Origin of the sequence: Streptomyces actinomycinicus (genome assembly GCF_016741775.1) — a bacterium.
Classification (GTDB): Bacteria; Actinomycetota; Actinomycetes; order Streptomycetales; family Streptomycetaceae; genus Streptomyces; species Streptomyces actinomycinicus.
On the sequence record NZ_JAERRK010000001.1, the window covers coordinates 571,095 to 596,909 of the forward strand.

18 protein-coding genes and 1 pseudogene are annotated in these 25,815 nt (G+C 72.8%); 7 read left to right on the forward strand and 12 right to left on the reverse strand.

The genetic code is table 11. The features are described 5' to 3' along the window. Nucleotides 1-149: 149 nt before the first annotated feature. The 4 genes from nirD to JK359_RS02565 form a co-directional block, all read right to left on the reverse strand. A complete protein-coding gene (nirD, locus tag JK359_RS02550; protein WP_201831108.1) occupies nucleotides 150-500 on the reverse strand; it encodes a nitrite reductase small subunit NirD in 351 nt (116 codons plus the stop codon). Next, on the reverse strand, nucleotides 497-3,115 hold the full coding sequence (gene nirB, locus JK359_RS02555) for a nitrite reductase large subunit NirB (protein WP_201831111.1): 2,619 nt from the start codon (nucleotides 3,113-3,115) through the stop codon (nucleotides 497-499). Before nirB ends, nirD begins: the two co-directional genes overlap by 4 nt. Further along, entirely contained in the window at nucleotides 3,116-4,405 is a 1,290-nt protein-coding gene (locus JK359_RS02560) for an NAD(P)/FAD-dependent oxidoreductase (protein WP_201831112.1), read from the reverse strand. Between the two features lie 414 nt (nucleotides 4,406-4,819). After that, the gene (locus JK359_RS02565; protein WP_201831114.1) at nucleotides 4,820-5,707 is read right to left on the reverse strand and encodes an NAD(P)-dependent oxidoreductase; all 888 of its coding nucleotides are present in this window, start codon (nucleotides 5,705-5,707) and stop codon (nucleotides 4,820-4,822) included. Between the two features lie 98 nt (nucleotides 5,708-5,805). On the opposite strand from JK359_RS02565, the gene JK359_RS02570 reads away from it, so the two are divergent. Next, nucleotides 5,806-6,150, forward strand: a complete 345-nt coding sequence (locus JK359_RS02570) for a winged helix-turn-helix transcriptional regulator (protein ID WP_201831116.1) — start codon at nucleotides 5,806-5,808, stop codon at nucleotides 6,148-6,150. A 144-nt stretch (nucleotides 6,151-6,294) separates the two neighbouring features. Here the strand turns inward: JK359_RS02570 and JK359_RS02575 are convergent, their stop codons facing one another. The 3 genes from JK359_RS02575 to JK359_RS02585 all read right to left on the reverse strand — a co-directional run bounded on the left by JK359_RS02575 (nucleotide 6,295) and on the right by JK359_RS02585 (nucleotide 9,588). Next, the gene (locus JK359_RS02575) at nucleotides 6,295-6,933 is read right to left on the reverse strand and encodes a class F sortase (protein WP_201831118.1); all 639 of its coding nucleotides are present in this window, start codon (nucleotides 6,931-6,933) and stop codon (nucleotides 6,295-6,297) included. Nucleotides 6,934-7,088: 155 nt separating this feature from the next. Next, a complete protein-coding gene (locus tag JK359_RS02580; RefSeq protein WP_201831120.1) occupies nucleotides 7,089-7,616 on the reverse strand; it encodes a hypothetical protein in 528 nt (175 codons plus the stop codon). A gap of 322 nt (nucleotides 7,617-7,938) precedes the next feature. Then, a complete protein-coding gene (locus JK359_RS02585; RefSeq protein ID WP_201831121.1) occupies nucleotides 7,939-9,588 on the reverse strand; it encodes a M4 family metallopeptidase in 1,650 nt (549 codons plus the stop codon). 138 nt (nucleotides 9,589-9,726) lie between these two features. Here JK359_RS02585 and JK359_RS02590 point away from each other — a divergent pair, with 138 nt between their 5' ends. Then, the gene (locus tag JK359_RS02590) at nucleotides 9,727-10,155 is read left to right on the forward strand and encodes a gamma-glutamylcyclotransferase family protein (RefSeq protein ID WP_307787937.1); all 429 of its coding nucleotides are present in this window, start codon (nucleotides 9,727-9,729) and stop codon (nucleotides 10,153-10,155) included. A 227-nt stretch (nucleotides 10,156-10,382) separates the two neighbouring features. Here JK359_RS02590 and JK359_RS02595 read toward each other — a convergent pair whose 3' ends face one another. The 3 genes from JK359_RS02595 to JK359_RS02605 all read right to left on the reverse strand — a co-directional run bounded on the left by JK359_RS02595 (nucleotide 10,383) and on the right by JK359_RS02605 (nucleotide 14,747). Continuing rightward, entirely contained in the window at nucleotides 10,383-12,485 is a 2,103-nt protein-coding gene (locus JK359_RS02595; protein ID WP_201831123.1) for a molybdopterin oxidoreductase family protein, read from the reverse strand. A 110-nt stretch (nucleotides 12,486-12,595) separates the two neighbouring features. Then, the gene (locus JK359_RS02600; RefSeq protein ID WP_201831124.1) at nucleotides 12,596-14,065 is read right to left on the reverse strand and encodes a membrane-associated oxidoreductase; all 1,470 of its coding nucleotides are present in this window, start codon (nucleotides 14,063-14,065) and stop codon (nucleotides 12,596-12,598) included. A gap of 1 nt (nucleotide 14,066) precedes the next feature. Further along, the gene (locus JK359_RS02605) at nucleotides 14,067-14,747 is read right to left on the reverse strand and encodes a SanA/YdcF family protein (RefSeq protein WP_201831129.1); all 681 of its coding nucleotides are present in this window, start codon (nucleotides 14,745-14,747) and stop codon (nucleotides 14,067-14,069) included. A 161-nt stretch (nucleotides 14,748-14,908) separates the two neighbouring features. Between JK359_RS02605 and JK359_RS02610 the strand changes: the two genes are divergently transcribed. The 5 genes and pseudogenes from JK359_RS02610 to JK359_RS02630 all read left to right on the forward strand — a co-directional run bounded on the left by JK359_RS02610 (nucleotide 14,909) and on the right by JK359_RS02630 (nucleotide 21,966). After that, entirely contained in the window at nucleotides 14,909-15,763 is an 855-nt protein-coding gene (locus JK359_RS02610) for a sirohydrochlorin chelatase (protein WP_201831131.1), read from the forward strand. Between the two features lie 152 nt (nucleotides 15,764-15,915). Continuing rightward, a complete protein-coding gene (locus tag JK359_RS02615; protein WP_201831132.1) occupies nucleotides 15,916-17,190 on the forward strand; it encodes a deoxyguanosinetriphosphate triphosphohydrolase in 1,275 nt (424 codons plus the stop codon). Between the two features lie 104 nt (nucleotides 17,191-17,294). Then, nucleotides 17,295-18,557: an NAD(P)/FAD-dependent oxidoreductase gene (locus tag JK359_RS02620; protein WP_201831133.1), complete on the forward strand. Its 1,263-nt coding sequence runs from the start codon at nucleotides 17,295-17,297 to the stop codon at nucleotides 18,555-18,557. A 126-nt stretch (nucleotides 18,558-18,683) separates the two neighbouring features. After that, on the forward strand, nucleotides 18,684-20,591 hold the full coding sequence (dnaG, locus tag JK359_RS02625; RefSeq protein ID WP_201831134.1) for a DNA primase: 1,908 nt from the start codon (nucleotides 18,684-18,686) through the stop codon (nucleotides 20,589-20,591). Between the two features lie 171 nt (nucleotides 20,592-20,762). Then, nucleotides 20,763-21,966 (forward strand): annotated as a pseudogene (locus JK359_RS02630) (RNA polymerase sigma factor). Nucleotides 21,967-22,087: 121 nt separating this feature from the next. Here JK359_RS02630 and JK359_RS02635 read toward each other — a convergent pair. Both JK359_RS02635 and JK359_RS02640 read right to left on the reverse strand, forming a co-directional pair. Next, complete coding sequence (locus tag JK359_RS02635; RefSeq protein WP_201831136.1) at nucleotides 22,088-24,016, reverse strand: ABC transporter ATP-binding protein; 1,929 nt, start codon at nucleotides 24,014-24,016, stop codon at nucleotides 22,088-22,090. Next, the gene (locus JK359_RS02640) at nucleotides 24,016-25,749 is read right to left on the reverse strand and encodes an ABC transporter ATP-binding protein (RefSeq protein ID WP_201831137.1); all 1,734 of its coding nucleotides are present in this window, start codon (nucleotides 25,747-25,749) and stop codon (nucleotides 24,016-24,018) included. Before JK359_RS02640 ends, JK359_RS02635 begins: the two co-directional genes overlap by 1 nt. Nucleotides 25,750-25,815 lie beyond the last annotated feature (66 nt).

Consider the following 25,815-nt stretch of genomic DNA (forward strand, 5'->3'; position numbering starts at 1 on the left):
GCCGTCGACCACCAGGTCCGCGCCACGTCCAGGGAACCGAACCGGGCCACGTCGGCGGCCACCAGCGCCCGCAGCCCGTCGGCGCGGGACACGCCGGCGGTGACGACGAGCCCCTTGCCGCCCGCGCGCTCCGCGCCACGGGGTGGGGGTCAGGCCGTACGCAGCGCGTAGGCGGCCACCCGCACCGACTCGTCGTCCAGACACTGCCCGCTGGCCAGGTCGAAGCGCTGCTTCAGCAGCGGGGACGCCACGAACGGGCGGCCCCGGTCGGTGCCGGTCAGACCGCGGGACAGGACGGCCGCGCCGGTGAAGGGGTCGCGGTTGTCGATGGCGAACAGCCGGTCCGCGCGGTCGCGGAAGAGGGCCACCTGCCGGCCGTCCGGCAGCAGGGCGGCCACCCCGCGGCCCGGCACCAGTGCGCTCAGGTCGCAGACCGTGAACCAGCCGTCCGCGAGCTGGAGCTGGACCTTCAGGTCGGTGGTCTCGAGTGCCAGGGTCATCGCTGGGCGCTCCCTTCCAGGGCGTCGTCGGCGGGCCGCAGACCGATGTTCAGCAGCGGCAGGTCAGGCTTGATCTGGTCGCGCTCGGGGACGAACGAGACGACCGGGTCCGGGGTGTCCGGGGCGTTCACGAAGGACACGAACCGGGCCAGCTTCTCCGGGTCGGTGACGGTCTCCGACCACTCGTCGCGGTAGTGGGCGACATGTGCCCGCATCAGCTTCTCCAGCTCGTCGCAGATGCCGAGCGAGTCGTGCACCACCACGTCCCGCACGTGTTCCAGGCCGCCCGGGATCCTCTCCAGCCAGGCGCTGGTGCGCTCCAGCCGGTCGGCCGTACGGATGTAGAACATCAGGAACCGGTCGATCAGCCGGACCAGTTCGGCGTCGGAGAGGTCCTGGGCCAGCAGGTCGGCGTGGCGCGGGGTCGCGCCGCCGTTGCCGCCGACGTAGAGGTTCCAGCCGTTCGCGGTGGCGATCACCCCGAAGTCCTTCGACTGCGCCTCCGCGCACTCCCGCTGGCAGCCGGAGACCGCCGACTTCAGCTTGTGCGGCGACCTCAGGCCCCGGTAGCGCAGCTCCAGGTCGATCGCCATCCGGACCGAGTCCTGCACGCCGTAGCGGCACCAGGTGGAACCCACGCAGGACTTCACCGTGCGCAGGGACTTGCCGTAGGCGTGCCCCGACTCGAAGCCGGCGTCCACCAGCCTGGTCCAGATCAGTGGCAGTTGTTCCACGCGGGCGCCGAACATGTCGATGCGCTGTCCGCCGGTGATCTTCGTGTAGAGGCCGAAGTCCCGGGCGATCTCGCCGATCACGATCAGCTTCTCGGGCGCGATCTCACCGCCGGGGATCCGCGGCACCACCGAGTACGAGCCGTTGCGCTGCAGGTTGGCGAGGAAGTGGTCGTTGGTGTCCTGCAGGGCCGCCTGCTCGCCGTCCAGGACGTAGCCGCTCGCGCCGATCGACGGGGCCAGCGAGGCGATGATCGAGCCCACGGCCGGCTTGCACACCTCGCAGCCGTCGCCCCCGCGGGCGCCGTCGCGGCCGTGACCGTCGAGCAGCTCCCGGTACGAGGTGATCCGCAGGGCCAGCACGATCTCGTACAGCTCCTCGCGGGTCTGCGCGAAGCAGCCGCACAGGCCCTTGTCGACCTCGACGCCGGACGCCTCCAGCTCGGCGGTGACCAGCTGCCCCAGCACCTTGACGCAACTGCCGCAGCCCGTACCGGCCTTGGTGCACTTCTTCACCTCGGGTACGGTCGTGCACCGGTGCTCGGTGACCGCCCCGCGGATCGTGCCCTTGCTGACGTTGTGGCAGGAGCAGATGATTGCGTCGTCGGGCAGGGCGGACGGGCCGAGCTGGACCCCCGAGTCCGCTCCGGCGGGCAGGACGAGCGACTCGGGGGAGACGGGGGGCACCGAACCGGTGAGCGCGCGCAGCGTGCCGTACGCCTCCGCGTCGCCCACCAGGACGCCGCCGAGGAGCGTGCCGTCCCGGCCGACGACCAGCTTCTTGTACAGACCGGCCCGCGAGTCGGCGTAGACGACGTCCAGGCAGCCCTCGGTGGTGCCGTGGGCGTCACCGAAGGACGCCACGTCCACGCCGAGCAGCTTCAGCTTGGTGGAGAGGTCGGCTCCGGTGAACGTCACCTGGTCGGCCTCGTCCGCGGCGATGGCCGCGGCCACGGTCTCCGCCTGCTCGTAGCCGGGCGCCACCAGGCCGTACACCCGGCCGTCCACCGCCAGCGCGCACTCGCCGATGGCGAACACGTGCGGGTCGCAGACCGTACGGCACTGCTCGTCCACGGCGATGCCGCCGCGTTCGCCCACCGTCAGACCGCAGTCCCGGGCCAGCTGGTCGCGCGGGCGGACGCCTGCGCTGAACACCACCATGTCGGTGTCGAGTGCGGAGCCGTCGGACAGCTTCATACCGGTGACGGCACCGCTGTCGTCGCTGACGATCTCCTGCGTGCCCACCCCGGTGTGGACCGTCAGGCCCATGCCGGCGATGGTGCGCAGCAGGGCCGCACCGCCGCCCTCGTCCACCTGCACCGGCATCAGCCGCGGCGCGAACTCCACGATGTGCGTCTCGAGTCCGAGCCCCTTCAGCGCGCCCGCGGCCTCCAGGCCGAGCAGACCGCCGCCGACGACCGCACCCCTGGTGGCCTTCGCCCGGGCGTACTCCTCGATCGCGAGCAGGTCCTCGATCGTGCGGTAGACGAAGCAGCCGGTGGCGTCCTTGCCGGGGACCGGCGGGACGAACGGGTAGGAGCCGGTGGCCAGCACCAGGATGTCGTACCCGACGACGAGACCGGAACGGGCGGTCACCTTCCGTGCCTCGCGGTCGACCGTCTCGGCCGGGTCGCCGAGGTGCAGCTCGATGCCGTGGTCCTCGATGAACCCCATGTCGGTCAGGGACAGTTCCTCCGGTGTCTTCCCGGAGAAGTACGAGGTCAGCTGGACGCGGTCGTACGCCGGCCGCGGCTCCTCGCACAGCACGACCACGCGGTGCGTGGCGGTCAGGCCGCGTTCGGCGAGCGCCTCGAGGAAGCGCTGGCCGACCATGCCGTGGCCGACGAGCACGATCGTGGGGGTGGCCCCCGGGGTGGCGGTCATTCAGGAGCCTCCATCGTTGGTGAGCAGGTGGAGCAGGGGGGCGTCGTCGGGGAGCGGCTCTGCTCCCTCCCAGGCGCGGGCGAGCGCGCCGACGGTGCCGAGTTCGCCGACGAGGACCCCGCCGACCAGGCGGTCCTCACGCACGACGACCTTGCGGTAGGTGCCCCGGGTGGCGTCGGCGAGCCGCACCACGTCGTCGCCTGGGCGCGCCTCGGTCTCGCCGAACGCGGCGAGGTCGAAGGGGGAGCCCGGGCCCGTGAGGGTCAGCCGGGTCAGGGAACGGGTGCCCGAGTAGCGGGCGCCGGAGTCGCCCGCGAGCAGCCCGGCGAGCGCGTCGGCCTGCTCCAGCGCGGGGGCGGCCAGACCGTAGACCGTGCCGTCGTGCTGGGCGCAGTCGCCGATGGCGTGGATGTGCGGGTCGGAGGTGCGCAGCGCGTCGTCGACCAGGATTCCCTTGCGGACGGCGAGCCCGGCCTGTTCGGCGAGGCCGGTACGGGGGCGCACCCCGCAGGCGAGCACCACGAGGTCGGCGCCCAGGGCGTAGCCGTCGGCCAGCTCCACCGAGCGGAGCGTGCCCTCGACACAGCGCACGTCCCGCACCCGGCACTCGGTGTGCACCTCGACGCCCAGATCGGTGAGGTGCCGCAGGACCAGAGCGGAGGCGTCCGGGTCGAGCTGGCGCTCCATGAGCCGCTCGGCCTGCTGTGCGAGGACCACCTGCGCACCGCGTACGGCGAGCGCACGGGCCGCGGAGACGCCGAGCAGCCCGCCGCCGATGACGACCACGCGTACCCCCGGCCGGACGGCCCGGGCCAGCCCCAGGCAGTCGGCCATGGTGCGGAACGCGTGGACGCCCTCGGGAAGCCGGGGACCCGGGCCGCCGTGCCTTCCCGTGGGGCGGCCCCCGAGCCCCGGGCCGGACGCCCGGTGCGTGGTCGCGAGGCAGGCGTCCGGGAACAGGCCGCGCAACGGGGGCAGCACCGGGTTGGAGCCGGTGGCAAGGACCAGCGTGCCGTAGGCGATTGAGGTGCCGTCGGCGCAGGTGACGGTCCGGGCGGCCCGGTCGATGCCGGTGACCCGGGTGCGCAGCAGGCCGGACGGCGGCGGGAGGGCGATCACCTCCGGGGCGTACCGGCCGGCCAGCACCTCGGCGAGCAGCACCCGGTTGTAGGGGGCGTGCTCCTCCTCGCCGACGAGCAGCGCGGGCGTGCCCAGCTCACCGAGCCGGCGGGCGAGCCGCACGCCCGCGAGGCCGGCGCCGATCACCACCACACGCGTATTCGAGGTCATGCACCCGAGCGTGCGGCTCCTTCGTTACCCGGTGACATCACCTCTGTTTCCCATGGGGAACGCTGCCCTCAGCGGGCCCGTCACGGACGTGTGAGGGGATTCCCGCCGGCCGGGGACAGGACTGTGCGGCGGAGCAACGGCCGGCGCCGCCCATCGACAACGCCGCGTCGGCAAAGCCCCGTTGGCAACGGACGACCGGCAACGCCCCACCGGCGACGGCTCACCGGCAAGGCCCCACCGGCAACGCCCCGCCGGCGACGGCTCACCGGCAACGGACGACCGGCAACGCCCCGCCGGCGACGGCTCACCGGCAAGGCCCCGCCGGTGACGGCTCACCGGCAATCCCCCGCTGGGCGACGGCCCTCCGGCGCAGGGGCCCTCCGGTGACGGTCCTTGCGCCGGGCGGGCCGGTGGTCACCGGGTGCGGAGCAGGTCCACCAGGCCGCTGGTGTCCTCCTCGCCGTGGCCGTCGTTCAGTCGGCGGCGCATGAGGTCCAGGAACGGGGCGAGCAGTTCGGCGCTCACCCCCTGCTCCGCCGCGGTGCGCAGCAGCGTGTCGGTGCCCGCCACCTGCATGGCCAGGTTGGAGACCACCCCGGTGGTGTGGTCGCCGGACGCCAGCCGTTCGGCCGTGCCGTGCGCCGCGCCGGCCATCGCGTCCAGCCACGGCACGAGCAGTGCGGCGAACTCGCCGAGGGCCACGTCCGCCCCGCGCACCAGGGCGAAGGCGTGCGTGATGCCCGCGAACATGCCGTACATGCCACTGAGCAGGGCCACGTCGTGCAGTGCGGCGAGGCCGGGGTCGGCGCCGACGTACCGGGTACCGGCCGGGACGGCGAGCGCCTGCCGGTGTTCCTCGAACAGCTCCGGGTGGCCGCTGTAGAGGACGAAGGCACCGGGCGCGCCGATCATCGGCGGTACGGCCATGATCCCGCCGTCCAGGAAACGGGCGCCGCGCCCCTCGGCCCAGGTGGCGCGGGTCCGGGCGTCGTCGGGGGTGCCGGTGGTGAGGTTCACCAGGTCCCGGCCGGCCAGGTCGGCGTCCGCCAGTGCCGCGCCCACCGAGGCGTCGTCGAGCAGGCAGACCACGACGAGCCGGTTCGCGGCCACCGCCTCCGCCGCGCTGCCGGCGGCCACCGCGCCCGCGGCGGTCAGCGCGGCCGTGCGTTCCGGCGTGCGGTTCCAGACGGTCAGCGGATGCCCGGCGGCGAGCCAGGCCCGCCCGAGCGCGGTGCCCATCGCACCGGTGCCGAGCAGGGTCAGGGACGTAGGGGTGCTGGGCGAGAAGGAGATGTCGGTCATGGCGACTAGGCTCGCCCGGGGAGCCGCCGCGCAGAAGTACGTACTTTCGAGTGGGTGGTTACCGGAGGGAAAGAGTGCAGGTCGGAAGGGGGAACACCATGCCGGTGGGACGGCGGCCGGGGGCGTACGTCTGTGGGACCGACGCGGCCATGGACATCATCGACGGCAAGTGGAAGGTGTCGATCCTGTGGGCGCTGGGCCGGCGCACCTGCCGCTTCGGCGAGTTGCGGCGCGAGCTGCCGGGCGTCACCGAGAAGGTGCTCGCCGCGCAGCTGCGCGAACTGGAGGCCGACGGCATCGTGCACCGCGAGGAGTACGACGAGGTGCCGCCCCGCGTCGAGTACTCGCTGACCGGGACCGGCACCCAGCTGAACGAGGCCCTGGCGCCGCTCGGGGTGTGGGGGGAACGGCACGTCCTGGGCAGGGCCACGGCGGTGCACTGAACGGCAAGCGGCTCCCCGCCGGCGGCTCCCCGCCGGCGGCTCTCCGCCATCGGCTCCCCGTCAGTGGTCCTCTGTCAGCGGCTCTCCGCCGGCGGTCCTCCGTCATCGGCCCTCCGTCAGCGAACCTCAGTCATCGGCTCCCCGTCAGCGGCTCCCCGTCAGATGGGCGAACACCACCACGTTGCCCTGGTAGCCGGTGGTCCTGGAGTAGCCGCCGCCGCAGGTGATGACCCGGAGTTCGGGGCGGGCGGCGGCGCCGTAGACCTTGTCGTCGGGGAAGTCGCGGGCCGCGTACACCTCCACCGCGTCCACGGTGAACACGGCCACCGTGCCGTCCCGCCGGTCCACCTCGACGGTGGCGCCGCGCTTGAGCGCACCGAGGTCGTAGAAGACGGCGGGGCCCTCGGCGTTGTCGACGTGGCCGGCCACGACCGCGGTGCCGGTCTCGCCGGGCAGGGTGCCGGCCTGGTACCAGCCGGCCAGGTTCTTCTCCCGGGCGGGCGGCACGTCCAGGCTGCCGGAGGAGGTGAGGGCCAGGCCCATCAGCGGGGCGTCGACGCGGATCGCGGGGATGCGGATGCGGACCGGCGGGGAGGGGGCGAGCGCGGCGGCGGCGAGCCGCTCCCCGCCCGGTTCGAAACGGCCCTCGGCGACCGACGGCTGCGGTGGCCTGTGGCTCCCGGCACCGCTGCCGAGCAGCCACACCCCCGCACCGAGGGCCACGACGGTGACCGCGGCTATGGCGGTGTCGCCGAGCCTGCTGCGCCTGCAGCTCCTGCGCATACGAACCCCTCTCCCGGGGGCGCGCCCCCGAACGGGACCCTTCGAGCGGGCCGGCTCCCTGGGACCGGCCCCCTCCCCCTCCGGGCCGCGAGGGGCATCGGACCCGGAGGGGGCGGGACGTGCGGTACCGGCGGACGGACAGCGGAGGGTGTCCGTCAGATCCCGTCGCCTCTCGCCCGGCGATGCAGGAGCCAGGTACCGCCCGCGGCGGCGACGGCCAGAGCCGCCACGCCCGCCGCGGTCTGCACGGGGTCGGGGCCGAGTCCGCCGCCGACCCCCGTCTTCACGCTGCCCCGCGGCTGCACCTGGTCGTGCACCTGGGTCAACGCCACCACGAGATCGCCCGTCACCTGCTTGTCTCCCTCGGCGCACCGGGCGACGATCTCGTACGTCCCGGGCTGCGCGCTCGGCGGCACCCGGAACTGCCCGATCGCCTCGCCCGCGTGCGCGCTGGGCGCCAGCGTGAAGGTGCCGGCGCCGACCGCCCCCGCGTCCCCGGTCGCGGAGCCCTTCTCCCCGCAGGCGGCCGTGTTCACCGTGACCAGGCCGCCGGGCGCCACGGTGGAGGGGTACACGTCCAGGCGGTCGGCCGCGGCAGCGGCCACGGCACCGGCGGCGTGGGCGGGTGCCGCGGCTGCCACGGCGAGCGCCGTACCGGTCAGCAGACGGGCGGTGCGTCGCATGGTGCTCCCCAGAGCTTGTCCGACTCGTGCTCTACCGAGGTAAGTGGCTCCGGGCCCCGCCCGCTTCCTGACCAGCCGTCAGAAATGCGGTGAACGGGTGTCGGCCGCGCCCCCCACACGGGCTAGCCCGCGCCGGGTTCCGGCAGGTCACGAGCGTGCGCCAGGGTGCGGGCGGATAGTCGTACGAAGTGAACACGAATGGCGGCGGGTGCCGGTGAACGAGTGACGTGGCACGCCGCCGGCGCACCACCCCGCCCGGGCCGCGCACGGAGAAGGCCGGTGCCCCGCCCGGGGCACCGGCCTTCGGCTGTCCGCAGTGGGATCAGCTGACGTTGACCGCGCTCCAGGCCGCGGCCACCGCGTTGTACTCGGCGCTGCCGGCGCCGTAGAGGTCCTTCGCCGCGTTCAGGGTCGCCGTCCGCGCCCCCTTGTAGTTCGTCGAGGACGTCATGTAGACGGTCAGCGCCCGGTACCAGATCTTGCCGACCTTGTCCCGGCCGATGCCGGTGACCGTGGAGCCGTTGGACGTCGGCGAGTCGTAGCTGACCCCGTTGATGGTCTTCGCGCCGCTGCCCTCGGCGAGCAGGTACGCGAAGTGGTTCGCGACGCCGGAGGAGTAGTGGACGTCCAGGTTGCCGACCGAACTGCTCCAGTAGTCCGCGGAGCTGCCGTCCTTGGACGGCTTGTCCATGAAGCGCAGGGCGGCCTTGCCGAAGCCGGGCTTCACGATCTTCTCGCCGATGAGGTAGTCACCGGTGTCGGAGGAGTTGTTCGCGTACCACTCGACCATCGTGCCGAGGATGTCGGACGTGGCCTCGTTCAGCCCGCCGGACTCGCCCGAGTAGGTCAGCGCGGCCGTCTTGGACGTCACGCCGTGGGACATCTCGTGCCCGGCGACGTCGAGGGCGACCAGCGGCCCGAACGTGGTGCCGTCACCGTCGCCGTACGTCATGCAGAAGCAACTGTCGTCCCAGAAGGCGTTGTTGTACTTGTTGCCGTAGTGGACGCGGTTGTACGAGCCCTTGCCGTCGCCGGCGATGCCGTTGCGGCCGTGGACGTTCTTGTAGTAGTCCCAGGTCTCGTTGGTGCCGTACTGGGCGTCGACGGCTGCCGTGGCACGGTCCGCGGTGGTGCCCGAACCCCAGTGGTTGTCGGCGTCCGTGAACAGGGTCGCGGGGGCCCGGCTGAAGCAGATGCCGAAGAAACACAGGTCGGTCTTGCCCTCGGCGTCACCGGTGTAGGTGTTGCCGCGCGTCGGGTCCTTGAGCTGGTACGACGAGCCCGACTGGGTGGTCTCCAGCGGCACCGTCCCGCCGTACAGCGACGTGCCGTCGCCGGTGGCCGTCTCGATGCTGTCCCACGCGTCGATCCGGCTGCCGGTGCGGGCGTCGGTCAGCACGGTCCGGGCGACCGGGTTGCCGAGCGAGTCCCGGCCGGCGACATCGGTGCGCCAGGCCAGCCGGGGGGTGCCGTGCAGGGCGTCGACCACCAGCTGGGGCTTGGCCCTGACCTGCTCGAGCCGCGCGCCGAGGTGGGCCGCGCGGAGCGCGTTCACGGCGAGGTCGGCGGCCTTGGGGGCGGAGACCTCCGGCGTGACGGAGGGCAGGGAGATCGCCTGCCGGGTGGCCCGGTCGGCGCCGCGGTAGCTGCCGTCCCCGGCCAGGTGGACGACGAAGTCGCCGCCCAGGACCGGCAGTCGGTGGTAGGTGCGGTCGTAGCGGACGTGCTGGGTGCCGTCCTTGTCCACGATCACGTCCCGGACGCTGGTGTCCTGGGAGGAGGTGAGGCCCAGGCCGGTGGCGTGGGCGAGCAGGGCCGACGCCGCGTTCTCGATCGCGGTGGCCCGGGTCGGTCTGCCGTCGGCGTGGGCGGCGGGGGAGAGACTGACGGCCAGCAGGGTCGCGGTGGTGACGGCGACACCGGCTATGGCCGTGTGGCGGGTTCCTCGGACGTGCTGCCGTATCCGGCTCATCGGTCTCCTCGGGGAGGCGCCAGGCTAGGCGTGGGGGTGGCGCGCTGCTGCCAGAGATTTAAAAGGCCCTGACATGTCATGTCCATAGCCAGTTCATGGAGATGTGTGGGGAGGCGGCGGGGGTACAGAATCGTTTCCGTGACCGCCGAGGACCCCCGCCCCCTGCCCTTCTTCGTCTACGGCACGCTCCGCCCCGGCGAGCCCAACCACGACCTCTTGCTGCGCGGCCGCACCCTCGCCGAGGAACCGGGCCGCCTCCCGGACACCGAGCTGTACGACGGGCCCGGCTATCCCTACGCCGTCGAGCGGTCCGGGGGAGAGGTGCGCGGCGAGCTGGTGACCGCCCGGCCCGAGGGCTACGCCGAACTGCTCGCCGGTCTCGACCGGTTGGAGGAGTACGTGCCGGGCGACCCCCGCAACCTGTACGAGCGCGTCGCCCGGGACGTCGTACGCACCGACGGCAGCGCCGTCCGGGCCTGGGTGTACCTGGCCGCCCCCGGTGTCACCGCCCGGCTGCGCACGGCCGGCACCCGGATCGAGGGCGGCGACTGGCTCGCCCGCCGCTGAGCGGTCCGGCGGCCCCGGCTCCTCGGACACCTCGCCGGACGGTCCGCGCGCCCCGTCCCCGCCCGCCGCGGACCGGGCACCACGGACCGGGCACCACGGACCGGGCACCACGGACCGGGCGCCGGGGAACGGGCACCGCGGACCGGGCGCCGGGGAACGGGCACCGCGGACCGGGCGCCGGGGGCCGCGGACCGGGGACGTGGACGTGGACGGGAGACCGGACCGCCTTATTCCGCCGGTCCCAGGACCTCCACCCGTACCGCGCACGACTTGAACTCCGGCATCCGCGACGTCGGATCGAGGGCCGGGTTGGTGAGGGTGTTGGCGCGGCCCTCGCCCGGCCAGTGGAACGGCATGAAGACGGTGTCCGCACGGATGGCGCCGGTGATCCGGGCGGGTGCGACGGCCCGGCCCCGCCGGGACACCACCGCCACCGGATCGCCGTCGGCCGCGCCGAGGCGGGCCGCCAGCCGCGGATGCAGCTCCACGAACGGGCCGGGCGCCGCCGCGTTCAGCTCCGCCACCCGCCGGGTCTGCGCCCCCGACTGGTACTGCGCCACCACCCGGCCGGTGGTCAGCAGCAGCGGGTACTCCGCATCCGGCTCCTCCGCCGACTCCCGGTGGGCCACGGCCACGAAACGGGCCCGGCCGTCGTCGGTGGCGAAACGGTCCAGGAAGAGCCGCGGCGTGCCGGGGTGCCCGCCCGCCCCCGGCGACCCCTCCGGTTCCTCCGGGCACGGCCAGAAGACGCCGTTCTCCCGCGCCAGCCGGCCGTAGGTGAGGCCCGAGTAGTCGGCGGGGCCGCCCGCACTCGCCCGGCGCAGCTCGCCGAAGACCTCCTCCGGGTCGGTCGGGAAGCCCTTCTCCACCCCTAGCCGGTCGGCCAGCTCGTGCAGGACGTACAGGTCGCTGCGGACGCCCGGCGGGGGAGCGACCGCCCGGCGGCGCAGCAGCACCCTGCCCTCCAGACTGGTCGTCGTGCCCGTCTCCTCCGCCCACTGGGTGACCGGCAGCACCACGTCCGCCAGCCGGGCCGTCTCGGACAGGACGACATCGGCCACGGCCAGGAAGTCCAGCGACCGCAGCCGCTCCTCGACGTGGGCGGCCCGCGGTGCGGACACCACCGGGTTGGAGCCCATCAGCAGCAGCGCCCGCACGTCCGTGCCGAGGGCGTCGAGGAGTTCGTACGCACTGCGGCCGGGCCCCGGCAGGCTGTCCGGGTCCACACCCCACACCCCGGCCACGTGCCGCCGCGCCTCCGGGTCGTCCAGCTTGCGGTAGCCGGGCAGCTGGTCGGCCTTCTGGCCGTGCTCGCGCCCGCCCTGGCCGTTGCCCTGCCCGGTCAGACAGCCGTACCCGGACAGCGGACGACCCGCCCGGCCGGTGGCCAGGCACAGGTTGATCCACGCCCCCACCGTGTCGGTCCCCTTGGACTGCTGCTCCGGCCCGCGCGCGGTGAGCACCATCGCCGCCTCCGGCTCGCAGAACATCCGCACGGCCTCCCGGAGTTCCGGAACGGACACCCCCGTGATCCGCTCCACGTACTCCGGCCAGTGCGCCATCGCCGCGGCCCGGGCCTCCTCCCACCCCGTGGTCCGCTCCCGGATGTACTCCTCGTCCGTCCGGCCCTCGGCCACCACCAGGTGCAACAGGCCCAGCGCGAGGGCCAGATCGGTGCCCGGCCGGGGCGCCAGATGCAGGTCGGCCTGCTCGGCGGTGCGGGTCCGGCGCGGGTCCACCACGATCAACGTGCCGCCGTTCTCCCGCAGTTCCGTGAAGAACCGCAGCGACGGAGGCATGGTCTCGGCCAGGTTCGACCCGACGAGGATCACACAGCCGGTCCGCGGGACGTCCTCCAGCGGGAACGGCAGCCCCCGGTCCAGCCCGAACGCCTTCGTGCCCGCCGCCGCGGCCGACGACATGCAGAACCGGCCGTTGTAGTCGATCTGCGAGGTGCCCAGCACCACCCGCGCGAACTTGCCGAGCGCGTACGCCTTCTCGTTGGTCAGGCCGCCGCCGCCGAACACCCCGAGCGCGTCCGGCCCGTACCGCTCCCGGACGGCCCCGAGCCGCCCGGCGATCCGGTCCAGCGCCTCGGGCCAGCCCGCCTCCACCAGCCGGCCGCCCTCCCGCACCAGCGGCACGGTCAGCCGCACCTCCGGCGACAGCACCTGTGCGGCCGTGCGGCCCTTGCCGCACAGCGCGCCCCGGTTCACCGGGAAGTCCGCCCGCTCGGTCACCTCGACGCCCCCCTGCGGCAGGGGCGTCAGGTTCATCCCGCACTGCAGGGCGCAGTACGGGCAGTGGGTGGGGGTCGCGGCGCTCTCCATGCCGTCCAGCCTGTGCCGGGCGTGTTACGACACCGGTCCGCCTCCGGTTACACCCCCGGCACGGCGACCTCCCCGCCGGCCCGCGCCCGCCGTGAGGTCCCGGCCCGCCCCTACTGCCGGTTCAGGGACCGGGTGACGCCCGCCGCGACCGTGGTGGCCAGCACCCAGCCGGCGGCGATCAGCAGATACGACAGCCACTGGTACCAGCCGCGCGGCGCGAACGCCCCCTCCTGGCCGAAGTCGATGATTGGCAACAGCAGGTCGAGGGCGTAGACGAGGGGATTGAACTCGGGGGCCTCGCCGGGCTTGAGCGCCGGCGGACGGTGCAGCGCGAAGGCGAGCGTGCCGGTGCACAGCAGCAACAGCAGCCAGCCCGCCGCCCGCATCGGGCGGAAGCCGTAACCGACGGCCGCGTCCTGCAGCCAGCCCCACAGCCGGGCGTACGGCGGCAGCGTGCGACGGTGGCGGCGCATCCTGGCCAGCCGGACGGTGCGCGCGGCGGCTTCGTCGCCGACTGTCCGGTAAGCCGTGGTGAGCTGCTCGTAGGGATGGGGAAGAAAGCCCCCGACCTCACGCTCCAGCAGCGGCAGCCGCTGCTCTGCGGGCAGGTGGGGCGACAGGATCCGATAGCTGAGCCCGTCTGTCCGCACGCGCTCGGGCCAGACCTCGGGCGGCACGTGCAGCAGCTCCACCTGGGCTCGGCGCAGATTGACGGCACCCTCGATGGGCGCGGCCTCGCGCAGCCACAGCTCGCCGATGACACTGCTGCTGGCCCGCAGGGCCGGTCCCTCCGGATGGGACAGGCGGGAGTACGCGAGATTGAGCTGGTGGGGAATGCGGGCGCCGCGCAGATTGAACCGCCCGTGGGTGCGCAGCCGCATCCCCCGCAGATCGGTGCCGACCGAAAGGGTCTCGGCGTCCAGCGCCGTGCCGCCGGGGTTCTGCAGCACGGCGTCGTCGAGGTTCACCTGCCCGCCCACGGTGCTCCCCTGCAGCCGTACCTCGCCGTGGGCGACGAGCCCGACGGCCCACACGTCCGTGCCGAACTCGGCGTGGTTGAGCTGGAGGACGGCTTCCTCGCAGAGCTGGTCGAGGCGGCCGAGCCGTGCCTGGTCGGCGAACAGCGCGCCGGAGATCCTGGCACCCGCCAGCCGTACCGGTCCCGTGACGCGGCAGCCGGTCATCCGGAGCACTCCGCCGACGTGGAGGGCGCCCGCGGTGAGCCCCGGCAGGACCGAATCGGTCAGCACCAGGGCGGGGATCGTCGCCCCGTACAGGTTCGGGACCTCGTCGAAGTGGCAGCCTCGCAGCCGGACCGGGTGCTCGACCGTCCCGTACATCAGGTCGAGCACGCCGGTGATGCGTGCGCCCCACACCTTCAGTCCGGCAATCCTGCCCTCCCGCACCGGCCCGTCCAGCAGCAGCTCCCGCAGCACCTCCGCCCGCAGCGTCCGCTCCGGGCCCCACGAGGCGCCCTGCGCGGGGTCCTCGTCGTCGCCCTCCCGGAAGTCGACCCCTTCGCCGAGCGGGAAAGCCGCCCGGACGCGGCGTTCGGCAGGTGTCAGGTCCGTGGTCTCCACGTCAGCCCCGCGCTTGCGCCAGTGCCTCGGTGACCCCGTTCTCCCGGGGCCCGAGGAACGTCGGATCCGGCTGGAACACGGCGTCCAGCACCGCCTTGCCCGCCGCGAACACCTCGCGCGAACCGCCGTAGTACCAGGTCGCGTCGTGCTTGGCGTCGACCCCGACCCCGTAGGAGTCCACCCCCGCCGCCTCGCACAGCGCCACCGCCCGCCGGATGTGGAATCCCTGGCTGATCAGCACCGCCCGGTCCACCCCGAAGATCTTCTTGGCCCGCACACAGGAGTCCCAGGTGTCGAACCCGGCGTAGTCGCTGACGATGCGCGCGTCCGGCACCCCGTGCTCGGTGAGATACGCGCGCATCGCGTCGGGCTCGTCGTACTCCTCGCGGCTGTTGTCGCCGGTGACCAGGACGACCTCGATGCGCCCCGCCCGGTACAGCTCCGCCGCCGCGTCCAGCCGGTGCGCGAGGTACGGCGACGGCTCCCCGTTCCACAGGCCGGCCCCGAACACCATGGCGACCTGCGTCCGCGGCGCGTCCGCCGTCGTGCCCAGCCGGTCCGCCGTGGACACGAACAGCCAGGTCGCCGGCGCAAGCGCCAGCACACACCCGGCCATCACGGTCTGCACCAGCCGCCGCCGGCCCGTGCGGGTGCGTGGCAGCCGCGGTCGACGGATCTTCATAGGGCCCCCAGGATCGGTTCCGACCGCTTCCGACCATGGAGGACGTCATCGGCGGCCGTCCGGTTCGCCTCACATCGAGCATCTGTACGACGTGAAGCAGCGGAAAACCCTCGTGACGGCCCGGCAACGGCCACGCAACCTGACACCGTCAGGATCCTTCCATGACGGCGTCGCATCCTCCACGGTCCGGGTCCCGCGTCCATCTCGGCAGCACGGCGCAGCTCATGGACGGCATCAGCAGCCGGCTCGCCGAGGGGCTCCGGCTGGTCTCCCCGCTCGGCCACCGCCGCACGGTCCCGCCCGTTCTGGTGCTGGCCGCCCACGGCAGCCGCGACCCGCGCGCGCTGGAGACCGTACGGACGCTGGCGGACCGTGTGCGCGAACTGCGCCCCGGCCTCCCCGTCCGCCTCGGCCACATCGAGCTGAACGAGCCCCTGCTGCCGGACACCCTCGCCGCCCTGGGCGGCACCCCCGCCGTCCTGGTCCCGCTGCTCCTCTCCCGCGGCTACCACGTCAAGCAGGACATCCCCGGGATGGCCGCCGCCGCACCGGCACGCGCGCGCGTGGCCGCCCCCCTCGGCCCGCACCCGCTCCTCGTGGAGACCCTGTACGACCGCCTGCTGGAGGCCGGCTGGCCCCCGGCCACGGACAGCACCGTCCGCCGCACCGGCGCTGTCGTCCTCGCCGCGGCCGGCTCCCGCGACCCCGACTCGGCCACGGACACCCGCCGCACCGCCCGCCTCCTCGCCGACCGCCTGGGCGTCCCGGTCGTCCCCGCCTACGCCTCGGCCGCGGCCCCGACGGTCCCGGCGGCGCTGCGCGCGCTGGCGGCACGGGGACGCCACAGAGTGGCGGTCGCCTCTTGCTTCACGGCGCCGGGGCGTTTCGCCACGCAGTGCGCGCAGCAGGCCCCTTGGCTCGCCTCGGCCCCGCTCGGAGCCCACGAGGCGATGGCCCGCCTGGTGCTGCACCGCTACGACCAGAGCCTCGCGACGCCGTACAGGTCGGCGGCCTAGGGGCCGCGAGGCCGGCGCGGTGCACGGCCCCGCCGCGCGGGCGCGACGCGACGGCCGGGGAACGCACCGCCGTCGGCCGAACGACAGAACCCGGCAACCCGTCGGGCACCGGGGACCCCCCGATTGTCAGAGGCGACCCGTACTGTCGAATCATGGAAGGCACCACACCCGAGAACGCCTACGACCCGACCTCAGTCGAACGCTGGGCCCCCGAACCCGACAAACGCCCGGGCCGTACCGCCTTCCAGCGTGACCGCGCCCGCATCCTGCACTCCGGGGCCCTGCGCCGTCTCGCCGGCAAGACCCAGGTCGTCACCCCCGGCACCCGCAGCCACGCCTGGGACGCCAGCCCCCGCACCCGGCTCACCCACTCCCTGGAATGCGCCCAGGTGGGCCGGGAACTGGGCGCGGCCCTCGGCTGCGATCCCGACCTGGTGGAGGCGGCCTGCCTCTCGCACGACCTCGGACACCCGCCCTTCGGCCACAACGGCGAAACCGCGCTGAACGAATTCGCCGACGACTGCGGCGGCTTCGAGGGCAACGCCCAGTCCCTGAGACTCCTCACCCGCATCGAGCCCAAGCGCTTCACCGACGAGGGCTCCGTCGGCCTCAACCTCACCCGCGCCACGCTCGACGCCGCCACCAAGTACCCCTGGCCGCGCGGCGCCCACCCCACGGACCCGGCGTCCCGGAAGTTCGGTGTGTACGAGGACGACCGCCCGGTGTTCGACTGGGTCCGGGCCCACGCCCCCGCGGGCCGCACCTGTTTCGAGGCACAGGTCATGGACTGGTCGGACGACGTGGCCTACTCGGTGCACGACGTCGAGGACGGCCTGCACGCCGGCCACATCGACCCCAACTGCCTGCACGCCGAGCCCGAACGGCAGGCGGTCTTCGAGGTCGCCGTCGGCCGGTACGTGCCCGCCGGCACCGACCCGGCCGAACTCGGCGAGGCCCTGGACCGCCTGCAGGACCAGGAGTGGTGGCCGCACGGCTACGACGGCACCGCGGCCGCCCAGGCCCGCCTGAAGGACGCCACCAGCCAGCTCATCGGCCGCTTCTGCCTGGCCGCCGAGGGCGCCACCCGCGCCGCGTACGGGGCCGGCCGGCTCACCCGGTACGGCGCCGCGCTCGTCGTACCCCGCGAGACCCGCATGGAGTGCGCGGTGCTCAAGGCGGTCGCCGACCGGTACGTGATGCAGCGCGCCGAGCAGGAGCGGCTGCGCGCCGACCAGCGGGTGATCGTCGTGGAGCTGGCGGAGGCGCTCACCGCCCGCGCACCGGACGGCCTCGACCCGCAGTTCCGTGCGCTGTTCGACGCAGCGGCCGACGACCATGCGCGCAAGCGGGTGATCGTCGACCAGATCGCCTCCCTCACGGACGCCTCCGCCCTGTCGCTGCACGCGAGACTGACAGGGCATATGTGAAGGGAAAGTGACCCGCCGTGGCCTGATCGGGTCACTCCCTCTTCCCGCAGCACGCCGGGTGCGGGACGCTCGCATGTGGCGGCACCCTTACGAGGAGGCATCAAGTGGTCGACGCGGATCAGACATTCGTCATCGTCGGAGGCGGTCTCGCCGGTGCGAAGGCGGCCGAGACGCTCCGCGCGGAGGGCTTCACCGGCCGCGTGATACTGATCTGCGACGAACGCGACCACCCCTACGAGCGCCCGCCGCTGTCCAAGGGCTACCTGCTGGGCAAGGAGGAGCGCGACAGCGTCTTCGTGCACGAGCCCGCCTGGTACGCCCAGAACGACATCGAGCTGCACCTCGGCCAGACCGTCGACCGCATCGACCGTACGGCGAAGACGGTCCGCTTCGGCGACGACGGCACCCTCGTGCGCTACGACAAGCTGCTCCTGGTCACCGGCGCCGAACCGCGCCGCCTGGACATCCCGGGCACCGGCCTGGCGGGCGTGCACCACCTGCGCCGGCTCGCGCACGCCGAGCGCCTCAAGGGCGTCCTGCAGCACCTCGGCCGGGACAACGGGCACCTCGTGATCGCCGGCGCCGGCTGGATCGGCCTGGAGGTCGCGGCGGCGGCCCGCGAGTACGGCGCGGAGGTCACGGTGATCGAACCGGAGCCGACCCCGCTGCACGGCGTCCTCGGTCCCGAGCTGGGCAACGTCTTCGCCCAGCTGCACCGCGAGCACGGCGTCCGCTTCCACTTCGGTGTCCGGCTCACCGAGATCGTCGGCCAGGACGGCATGGTCCTCGCGGCCCGCACGAACGACGGCGAGGAACACCCGGCGCACGACGTCCTCGCCGCCATCGGCGCGGCGCCCCGGGCCGCCCTCGCCGAGGCCGCGGGACTGGAGATCGCCGACCGGTCCCACGGCGGCGGGATCGTGGTGGACGAACGCCTGCGGACGTCCGACCCGGACATCTACGCGGCCGGTGACGTGGCCTCCTTCCCGCTCGCCCTGTTCGGCACCCGGGTCCGCGTGGAGCACTGGGCCAACGCGCTGAACGGCGGCCCGGCCGCGGCCCGCTCGATGCTCGGCCGGGACGTCGTCCACGACCGAGTGCCGTACTTCTTCACCGACCAGTACGACCTGGGCATGGAGTACAGCGGCTGGGCGCCGCCCGGGTCGTACGACGAGGTGGTGATCCGCGGGGACGCGGCCAAGCGCGAGTTCATCGCCTTCTGGGTGAAGGAGGGACGCGTGCTGGCCGGGATGAACGTGAACGTGTGGGATGTCACAGAGCACATCCAGAAACTGATCCGGGCCGCGGTGCCGGTGGATCCGGAGGCCCTCGCGGATCCGCATGTGCCGCTGGAATCGCTCGCCTAGGCGTCCGCCGGACCGTGCCGCCGGCCGGACGCGGGCCGCTCGTGGTGGCCCGCGCAGTTCCCCGCGCCCCTTCGTGGGCGCTGCACGCGCCCCATGGGTGTCGGTGGGCCCCCGTAGAATTCACCCGTGGCAGGACGGATCAACGACGAGGACGTGAAGGCGGTTCGGGACGCGGTCCCGATCGACGCCGTGGTCTCCGAGTACCTCCAGCTGCGCAACGCGGGCGGCGGCAACCTGAAGGGGCTCTGCCCGTTCCATGACGAGAAGTCGCCGTCCTTCCAGGTCAGCCCCAGCAAGGGACTTTTCCACTGCTTCGGCTGCCAGGAGGGCGGCGACACCATCACCTTCGTGATGAAGGTGGACCACCTCTCCTTCTCGGAGGCGGTGGAGCGGCTGGCCGCCCAGGCCGGCATCACCCTGCGGTACGAGGAGGGCGGGTACAACCCGGCCCACCAGCGTGGCGAGCGCATCCGCCTGGTCGAGGCGCACAAGATCGCCGCCCAGTGGTACGCCGAGCAGCTCGCCACCAGCCCCGAGGCCGACACCGGCCGGATCTTCCTCGCCGAGCGCGGCTTCGACCAGGCCGCCGCCGTCCACTTCGGCGTCGGCTACAGCCCGCAGGGCTGGGACCACCTCACCCGCTACCTGCGCGGCAAGGGGTTCACCGACAAGGAGCTGATCCTCTCCGGGCTGTCGCAGGAGGGCCGCCGCGGCCCGATCGACCGGTTCCGGGGCCGGCTGATGTGGCCGATCCGGGACATCGGCGGCGAGGTCGTCGGCTTCGGCGCCCGCAAGCTCTACGAGGCGGACAACGGCCCGAAGTACCTGAACACGCCCGAGACGGCGATCTACAAGAAGAGCCAGGTGCTGTACGGCATCGACCTGGCCAAGAAGGAGATCGCCAAGTCCAGCCGGGCCGTCGTGGTCGAGGGCTACACCGACGTCATGGCCTGCCACCTGGCCGGGGTGCCGACGGCCATCGCGACCTGCGGCACCGCCTTCGGCGGCGAGCACATCAAGATCCTGCGCCGGCTGCTGATGGACAACGGCTCGGCCCGGGTGATCTTCACCTTCGACGGTGACGCGGCCGGGCAGAAGGCCGCCCTGCGCGCCTTCGAGGACGACCAGAAGTTCGCCGCCGAGACGTACATCGCGATCGCGCCCGACGGCATGGACCCCTGCGACCTGCGCCTGGCCAAGGGCGACGAGGCGGTCGCCGACCTGGTCGAACCCCGCACCCCGCTCTTCGAGTTCGCGCTGCGCCAGATCGTCGGCCGGTACGACCTGGACACCCCGGCGGGCCGCGCGGCGGCGCTGGACGAGGCCGCCCCGATCGTCGCCCGCATCAAGAACAGCGGCGCCCAGCACGAGGTCGCGGTCGAGCTGGCCGGCATGCTCGGCATCCTCGACACCCAGTTCGTGGTCCGGCGGGTGGCCCAGCTGGCCCGCTGGGCCCGTGACCGCGGCGGAAAGGCACCCCAGCAGGACCGGCAGCACGGCGCCGGCCAGCAGTGGGCCGCCGCCCCGCGCCCCGCGAACTCCGGCCCGGCCCTCACCCTGCGCAACCCCGTCTACGCCGCCGAACGCGAACTCCTCAAGCTCGCCCTGCAGCGCCCGGAACTGGTCTCCCCGGCCTTCGACGCGTACGGCGTGGACGAGTTCACGGCCCCGCCCTACGCCGCCGTACGCCAGGCCGTCGGCGAGGCGGGCGGCGCCGAGTACGGCGTCCAGGACCCCCAGGAGTACCTGGTCCGGGTGCGCGAGGCCGCGCCCGACGACACGGTGCGCGCGATGGTCACCGAGCTGGCCGTGGAACCGATCCTGCGCCGCACGGTCGACGAGGTCTACGCCGGGACGGTCCTGGTGCAGATCCGCCGCCGGGCCGTCGAGCGCCGCATCCGTGACATCCAGTCCCAGCTGACCCGCCTCGCCGCCGGCGGTGACCCGGCCGGGCTGGCCGCCGTGCAGAACGAGCTGTGGGTGCTCCAGCAGTACGACCAGGCCCTGCGGGAGCGGGGCGCGCAGGCCCTCTGAAGCGGGTTTGCCGCTCGCATGGTCCGGCGAGGCGGGTAACCGGCCCGTCACGGACCGGACGCAAAAAGTCACCGCACGCCCCTCGTGGCGGAGTTGTGTCGTACCCCACACTGGGGGCGGTGCCCGAGTCCTCGGAGCGCAGGCCGTCGACTCTCCACTCCCGAAGTACCGCTGCCGCACACCTTCAGCAGCGATCATCCTGGAGGTCGCCCCCGTGCAGACCCAGACCCTCACCCAGACCGACAGCAGCACCAGTACCACCGCGGACGAGCCGGACGCGGAGTCGGACGTTCTCGTGGCCGTGCCCCCGCAGAACCGTGCCGCGCTGCACCCGGAGAGGGCGGCGGGCGAGCCGGCGGAGCCGCCCGCCGAGGCGCTCGAGGCGGAACCCGGGGAGCCCGGCGGGATCGAGGAGGTCACCGAGCCCGTCGGGGCGCCGGTCGCCGCCCGGGCCGATACCGGGGGTCCCTCCGCCGACCTGTTCCGGCAGTACCTGCGCGAGATCGGCCGGATCCCGTTGCTCACCGCCGCCGAGGAGGTCGAGCTGGCCCGCCGGGTGGAGGCGGGCCTGTTCGCCGAGGAGAAGCTGAGCAGCGCCCCCGACCTGGACAGCCGGCTGACGCTCGACCTGGACCGGCTCGTGGTCATGGGCAGGGTGGCCAAACGGCGGCTCATCGAGGCGAACCTGCGGCTGGTGGTGTCCGTCGCCAAGCGGTACGTCGGCCGCGGCCTGAGCATGCTCGACCTCGTGCAGGAGGGCAACCTGGGGCTGATCCGGGCCGTGGAGAAGTTCGACTACGCGCGCGGCTACAAGTTCTCCACCTACGCCACCTGGTGGATCCGCCAGGCCATGTCCCGGGCCCTGGCCGACCAGGCCCGCACCATCCGGGTCCCGGTCCATGTCGTGGAACTGATCAACCGGGTCGTCCGCGTGCAGCGGCGGATGCTCCAGGAGCGCGGGTACGAGCCGACGCCGGAGGAGGTCGCCGCGCACCTCGACCTGCCGCCGGAGCGGGTCGGCGAGGTGCTGCGGCTCGCGCAGGAACCGGTGTCCCTGCACGCCCCGGTGGGCGAGGAGGACGACGTCGCGCTCGGTGATCTCATCGAGGACGGCGACGCGGCGAGCCCCGTCGAGTCCGCCGCGTTCCTCCTGCTCAGGGAGCACCTGGAAGCGGTCCTGTCCACGCTCGGCGAGCGGGAACGCAAGGTCGTCCAACTCCGTTACGGGCTGGCCGACGGCCGTCCGCGCACGCTGGAGGAGATCGGCCGCATCTTCGGGGTCACCCGCGAGCGGATACGGCAGATCGAGTCGAAGACGCTGAACAAGCTGCGGGACCATGCGTTCGCGGACCAGCTGAGGGGCTACCTCGACTGAGTCCGCCGACCGCGGGCGGGCGGGCCGGCCGCGCCCGGGCGACGGAGCCCCATGTCGGTACAGCCCCGCGCCCCTTCGGCGCCCCGCCCCGCCCGCCCGGCCCCGGCACCCGGCGGCGAACTCAGTCGACCTCGGCCACCGCCTGTGCGAACTGCGCCTTGTACAGGCGTGCGTACGCGCCGTCCGCCGCCAGCAGTTCCGCGTGTGCGCCCTGTTCGACGATGGAGCCGTTCTCCAGCACCAGGATCGTGTCCGCGTCCCGGATCGTCGACAGCCGGTGCGCGATCACGAACGACGTCCGTCCGGCCGCGAGCTTCGCCATGGCCTTCTGGATGAGCACCTCGGTACGGGTGTCGACGGAGCTGGTCGCCTCGTCCAGCACCAGGATCGTCGGGTCGGACAGGAACGCCCGCGCGATGGTGATGAGCTGCTTCTCACCGGCGCTGACCCCCGTGCCCTCGTCGTCGATCACGGTGTCGTAGCCGTCGGGGAGCGTACGGACGAACCGGTCGGCGTGCGCGGCCCGCGCGGCCTCCTCGATCTCCCCGCGGGTGACCTCCCGGGACGCGCCGTACGCGATGTTCTCCGCGATGGTGCCGCCGAACAGCCAGGTGTCCTGGAGCACCATGCCGATGCCGGACCGGAGTTCGTCCCTGGTCATGCCGCGGATGTCCACCCCGTCGAGGGTGATCCGGCCGCCGGAGACGTCGTAGAACCGCATCAGCAGGTTGACCAGCGTGGTCTTGCCCGCGCCGGTCGGGCCGACGATCGCCACCGTGTGCCCGGGCTCGACCGTGAGCGACAGGTCCTCGATCAGCGGCTTCTCGGGGTCGTACCGGAACGACACGTGCTCCAGCCGGACCCGGCCGCGCAGCTCCTCGGGCCGCTCGCCCGGCACCGGATCGGCCTGCTGCTCCTCCGCGTCGAGGAGTTCGAAGACGCGCTCGGCCGAGGCGACACCGGACTGCACCAGGTTGGCCATGGACGCGACCTGGGTCAGCGGCATCGAGAACTGCCGCGAGTACTGGATGAAGGCCTGGACGTCGCCGATGGACAGGGCGCCGGAGGCGACCCGCAGACCGCCGACGACCGCCACCAGCACGTAGTTGAGGTTCGACACGAACATCATCAGCGGCTGCATGACGCCGCTGTTGAACTGCGCCTTGAACGCGGCCTCGTACAGTGCCTCGTTCTGCTCGGCGAACTGCTGCGCCGACTCCTCCTGCCGGCCGAACACCTTCACCAGCGTGTGCCCGGTGTACATCTCCTCCACGTGCGCGTTCAGCTTGCCGGTGGAGCGCCACTGCTGCACGAAGTGCGGCTGCGACCGCTTGCCGACCCGGGTGGCGACCACGAACGACAGCGGCACGGTGACCAGCGCGACCAGAGCCAGCAGCCAGGAGACCCAGAACATCATCACCAGGACGCCGATGATGGTCAGCACCGAGTTGATCAGCTGGCCCATCGACTGCTGGAGCGTCTGCCCGATGTTGTCGATGTCGTTGGTCGCCCGGGACAGCACCTCGCCCCGCTGGCGCTTGTCGAAGTACGACAGCGGCAGCCGGGACAGCTTCGCCTGGACGTCCTCCCGCAGCCGGTACATCGTGCGGTTCACGGCCCGGTTCACCAGCCGGGTCGCGATCGCCATCAGCAGGCCGGCGGCCATGAACGTGCCGAGCGCGAGCAGCAGGACGTCGCCGACGGCACCGAAGTCGATGCCCTTGCCCGGAGTGAAGTCGGTGCCCCGCAGCATGTCGGCGATCTGGCCCCGGCCGTGCTCGCGCATGGAGTCCAGGACCTGCTCCTTGGTGGCCCCCTCCGGCATCTCCCGGCCGATGATGCCGGCGAACACCAGGTCGGTGGCCCTGCCGAGGATCTTCGGGCCGATCACGCTCAGGCCCACGCTGATCACCACGCACAGCAGCAGGGCGTAGAGGGTGAGCCGTTCCGGTTTGAACTGGGCGACGAGCCGTTTGCCCGACCCCTTGAAGTCCATCGAGCGCTGGTCGGGGCCGCCCCCGGCCATCATGCGTCCCATGGGCCCGGACATCAGGCGGCCTCCGCTTCCGTCAGCTGGGAGAGCACGATCTCCCGGTAGGTCTCGTTGGCCGCCATCAGCTCGGCGTGCCGGCCGGAGCCGACCACCAGGCCCTCGTCCAGCACGATGATGCGGTCGGCGTCCCGGATGGTCGCCACCCGCTGGGCGACGATGACGACGGTCGCCTCGGCGGTCTCCTGGGCGAGCGCGCCGCGCAGGGCCGCGTCGGTGGCGTAGTCCAGCGCCGAGAAGGAGTCGTCGAAGAGGTAGATCTCGGGGCGCTGCACCAGGGTGCGGGCGATGGCGAGCCGCTGCCGCTGTCCGCCGGAGACGTTGGTGCCGCCCTGTGCGATCGGGGCGTTCAGGCCGCCCTCCAGCTTCTGCACGAAGTCCTTGGCCTGCGCGACCTCCAGCGCGTGCCACAGCTCCTCGTCGGTGGCGTCGGGGTTTCCGTAGCGCAGGTTGGTGGCGACCGTCCCGGCGAACAGGTACGGCCTCTGCGGTACGAGCCCGACCGTCCTCGCGAGCAGCTGCGGGTCGACCTCCTGGACGTTCACGCCGTTCACCAGGACCTCGCCCTCGGTGGCGTCGAACAGCCGGGGGACGAGGCCGAGCAGCGTGGACTTGCCGCTGCCGGTGGAGCCGATGACGGCGGTCGTCTCACCCGGCCGGGCCACCAGACCGATGGACTGCAGCACCGGCTCCTCGGCACCCGGATAGCGGAAGCCGGCGCCGCGGATCTCCAGATGGCCGTGCGTCCGCAGCTCGGAGACCGGCGCGAGCGGCGGCACGACGCTCGAGTCGGTGTCCAGGACCTCCTGGATGCGCTCGGCGCAGACCTCCGCGCGCGGCACCATCATGAACATGAAGGTGGCCATCATCACGGACATGACGATCTGCATGAGGTAGGCGAGGAACGCGGTCAGGTCGCCGATCGCCATCCCGCCGCTGTCGATGCGGTGGGCGCCGAACCACACCACCGCGATGGACGACAGGTTCACCACCGTCATGACGATCGGGAACATCAGGGCGAGCAGCCGGCCGGTGGCCATCTGCATCTCGGTCAGCTCGGCGTTCGCCTTACCGAACCGGCCCTGCTCGTACTCGTCGCGGACGAAGGCGCGGATCACCCGGTTGCCGGTGATCTGCTCGCGCAGCACCCGGTTCACCGTGTCCAGCCGGACCTGCATGGCCCTGAACAGCGGGCGCAGCCGGCGCACGATGAGCATCACGGAGACGCCGAGCACCGGCACCACCGCGACCAGCACCGCCGACAGCGGCACGTCCAGGCCGAGCGCCAGCACGATGCCGCCCACGCACATGATGGGTGCCGACACCATCAGCGTGAACGTCATCAGGGCCAGCATCTGGATCTGCTGTACGTCGTTGGTCGTACGGGTGATGAGGGAGGGCGCGCCGAAGTGACCCACTTCACGCGCGGAGAAGGACTGGACCCGGTCGAAGACGGCGCCGCGCACGTCCCGGCCGAGCGCGGAGGCGGTCCGGGCGCCGTAGTACACGGCACCGATGTTGCACACGACCTGTGCCAGCGAGATGCCGATCATCAGGGCACCGAAGGACAGGATGTACCCCGTGTCCCCCTTCACGACACCGTTGTCGATGATGTGCGCGTTCAGGGTGGGCAGGTAGAGGGTGGCGCAGGTCTGCAGGAACTGCAGCAGCACCAGCAGGGCTATGGGTTTCTTGTAGGGACTGAGGTGGGTCCGCAGAAGTCGTATGAGCACGCTACGTCTCTCGGGTGGTCGGCGGGGGCTGGTCGGTTGCCCTTGGCCCCTATCGTCGAACACTCC

Bases quoted from the DNA above. Each gene is read 5' to 3' on its own strand.
- nirB (WP_201831111.1), bottom strand. From the start codon at position 3,115: ATGACCGCCACCCCGGGGGCCACCCCCACGATCGTGCTCGTCGGCCAC.
- JK359_RS02575 (WP_201831118.1), bottom strand. From the start codon at position 6,933: ATGCGCAGGAGCTGCAGGCGCAGCAGGCTCGGCGACACCGCCATAGCC.
- JK359_RS02595 (WP_201831123.1), bottom strand. From the start codon at position 12,485: ATGGAGAGCGCCGCGACCCCCACCCACTGCCCGTACTGCGCCCTGCAG.
- JK359_RS02635 (WP_201831136.1), bottom strand. From the start codon at position 24,016: ATGTCCGGGCCCATGGGACGCATGATGGCCGGGGGCGGCCCCGACCAG.
- JK359_RS02585 (WP_201831121.1), bottom strand. From the start codon at position 9,588: ATGAGCCGGATACGGCAGCACGTCCGAGGAACCCGCCACACGGCCATA.
- nirD (WP_201831108.1), bottom strand. From the start codon at position 500: ATGACCCTGGCACTCGAGACCACCGACCTGAAGGTCCAGCTCCAGCTC.
- JK359_RS02565 (WP_201831114.1), bottom strand. From the start codon at position 5,707: ATGACCGACATCTCCTTCTCGCCCAGCACCCCTACGTCCCTGACCCTG.
- JK359_RS02615 (WP_201831132.1), top strand. From the start codon at position 15,916: ATGGAAGGCACCACACCCGAGAACGCCTACGACCCGACCTCAGTCGAA.
- JK359_RS02605 (WP_201831129.1), bottom strand. From the start codon at position 14,747: ATGAAGATCCGTCGACCGCGGCTGCCACGCACCCGCACGGGCCGGCGG.
- JK359_RS02570 (WP_201831116.1), top strand. From the start codon at position 5,806: ATGCCGGTGGGACGGCGGCCGGGGGCGTACGTCTGTGGGACCGACGCG.
- JK359_RS02610 (WP_201831131.1), top strand. From the start codon at position 14,909: ATGACGGCGTCGCATCCTCCACGGTCCGGGTCCCGCGTCCATCTCGGC.
- JK359_RS02560 (WP_201831112.1), bottom strand. From the start codon at position 4,405: ATGACCTCGAATACGCGTGTGGTGGTGATCGGCGCCGGCCTCGCGGGC.
- JK359_RS02580 (WP_201831120.1), bottom strand. From the start codon at position 7,616: ATGCGACGCACCGCCCGTCTGCTGACCGGTACGGCGCTCGCCGTGGCA.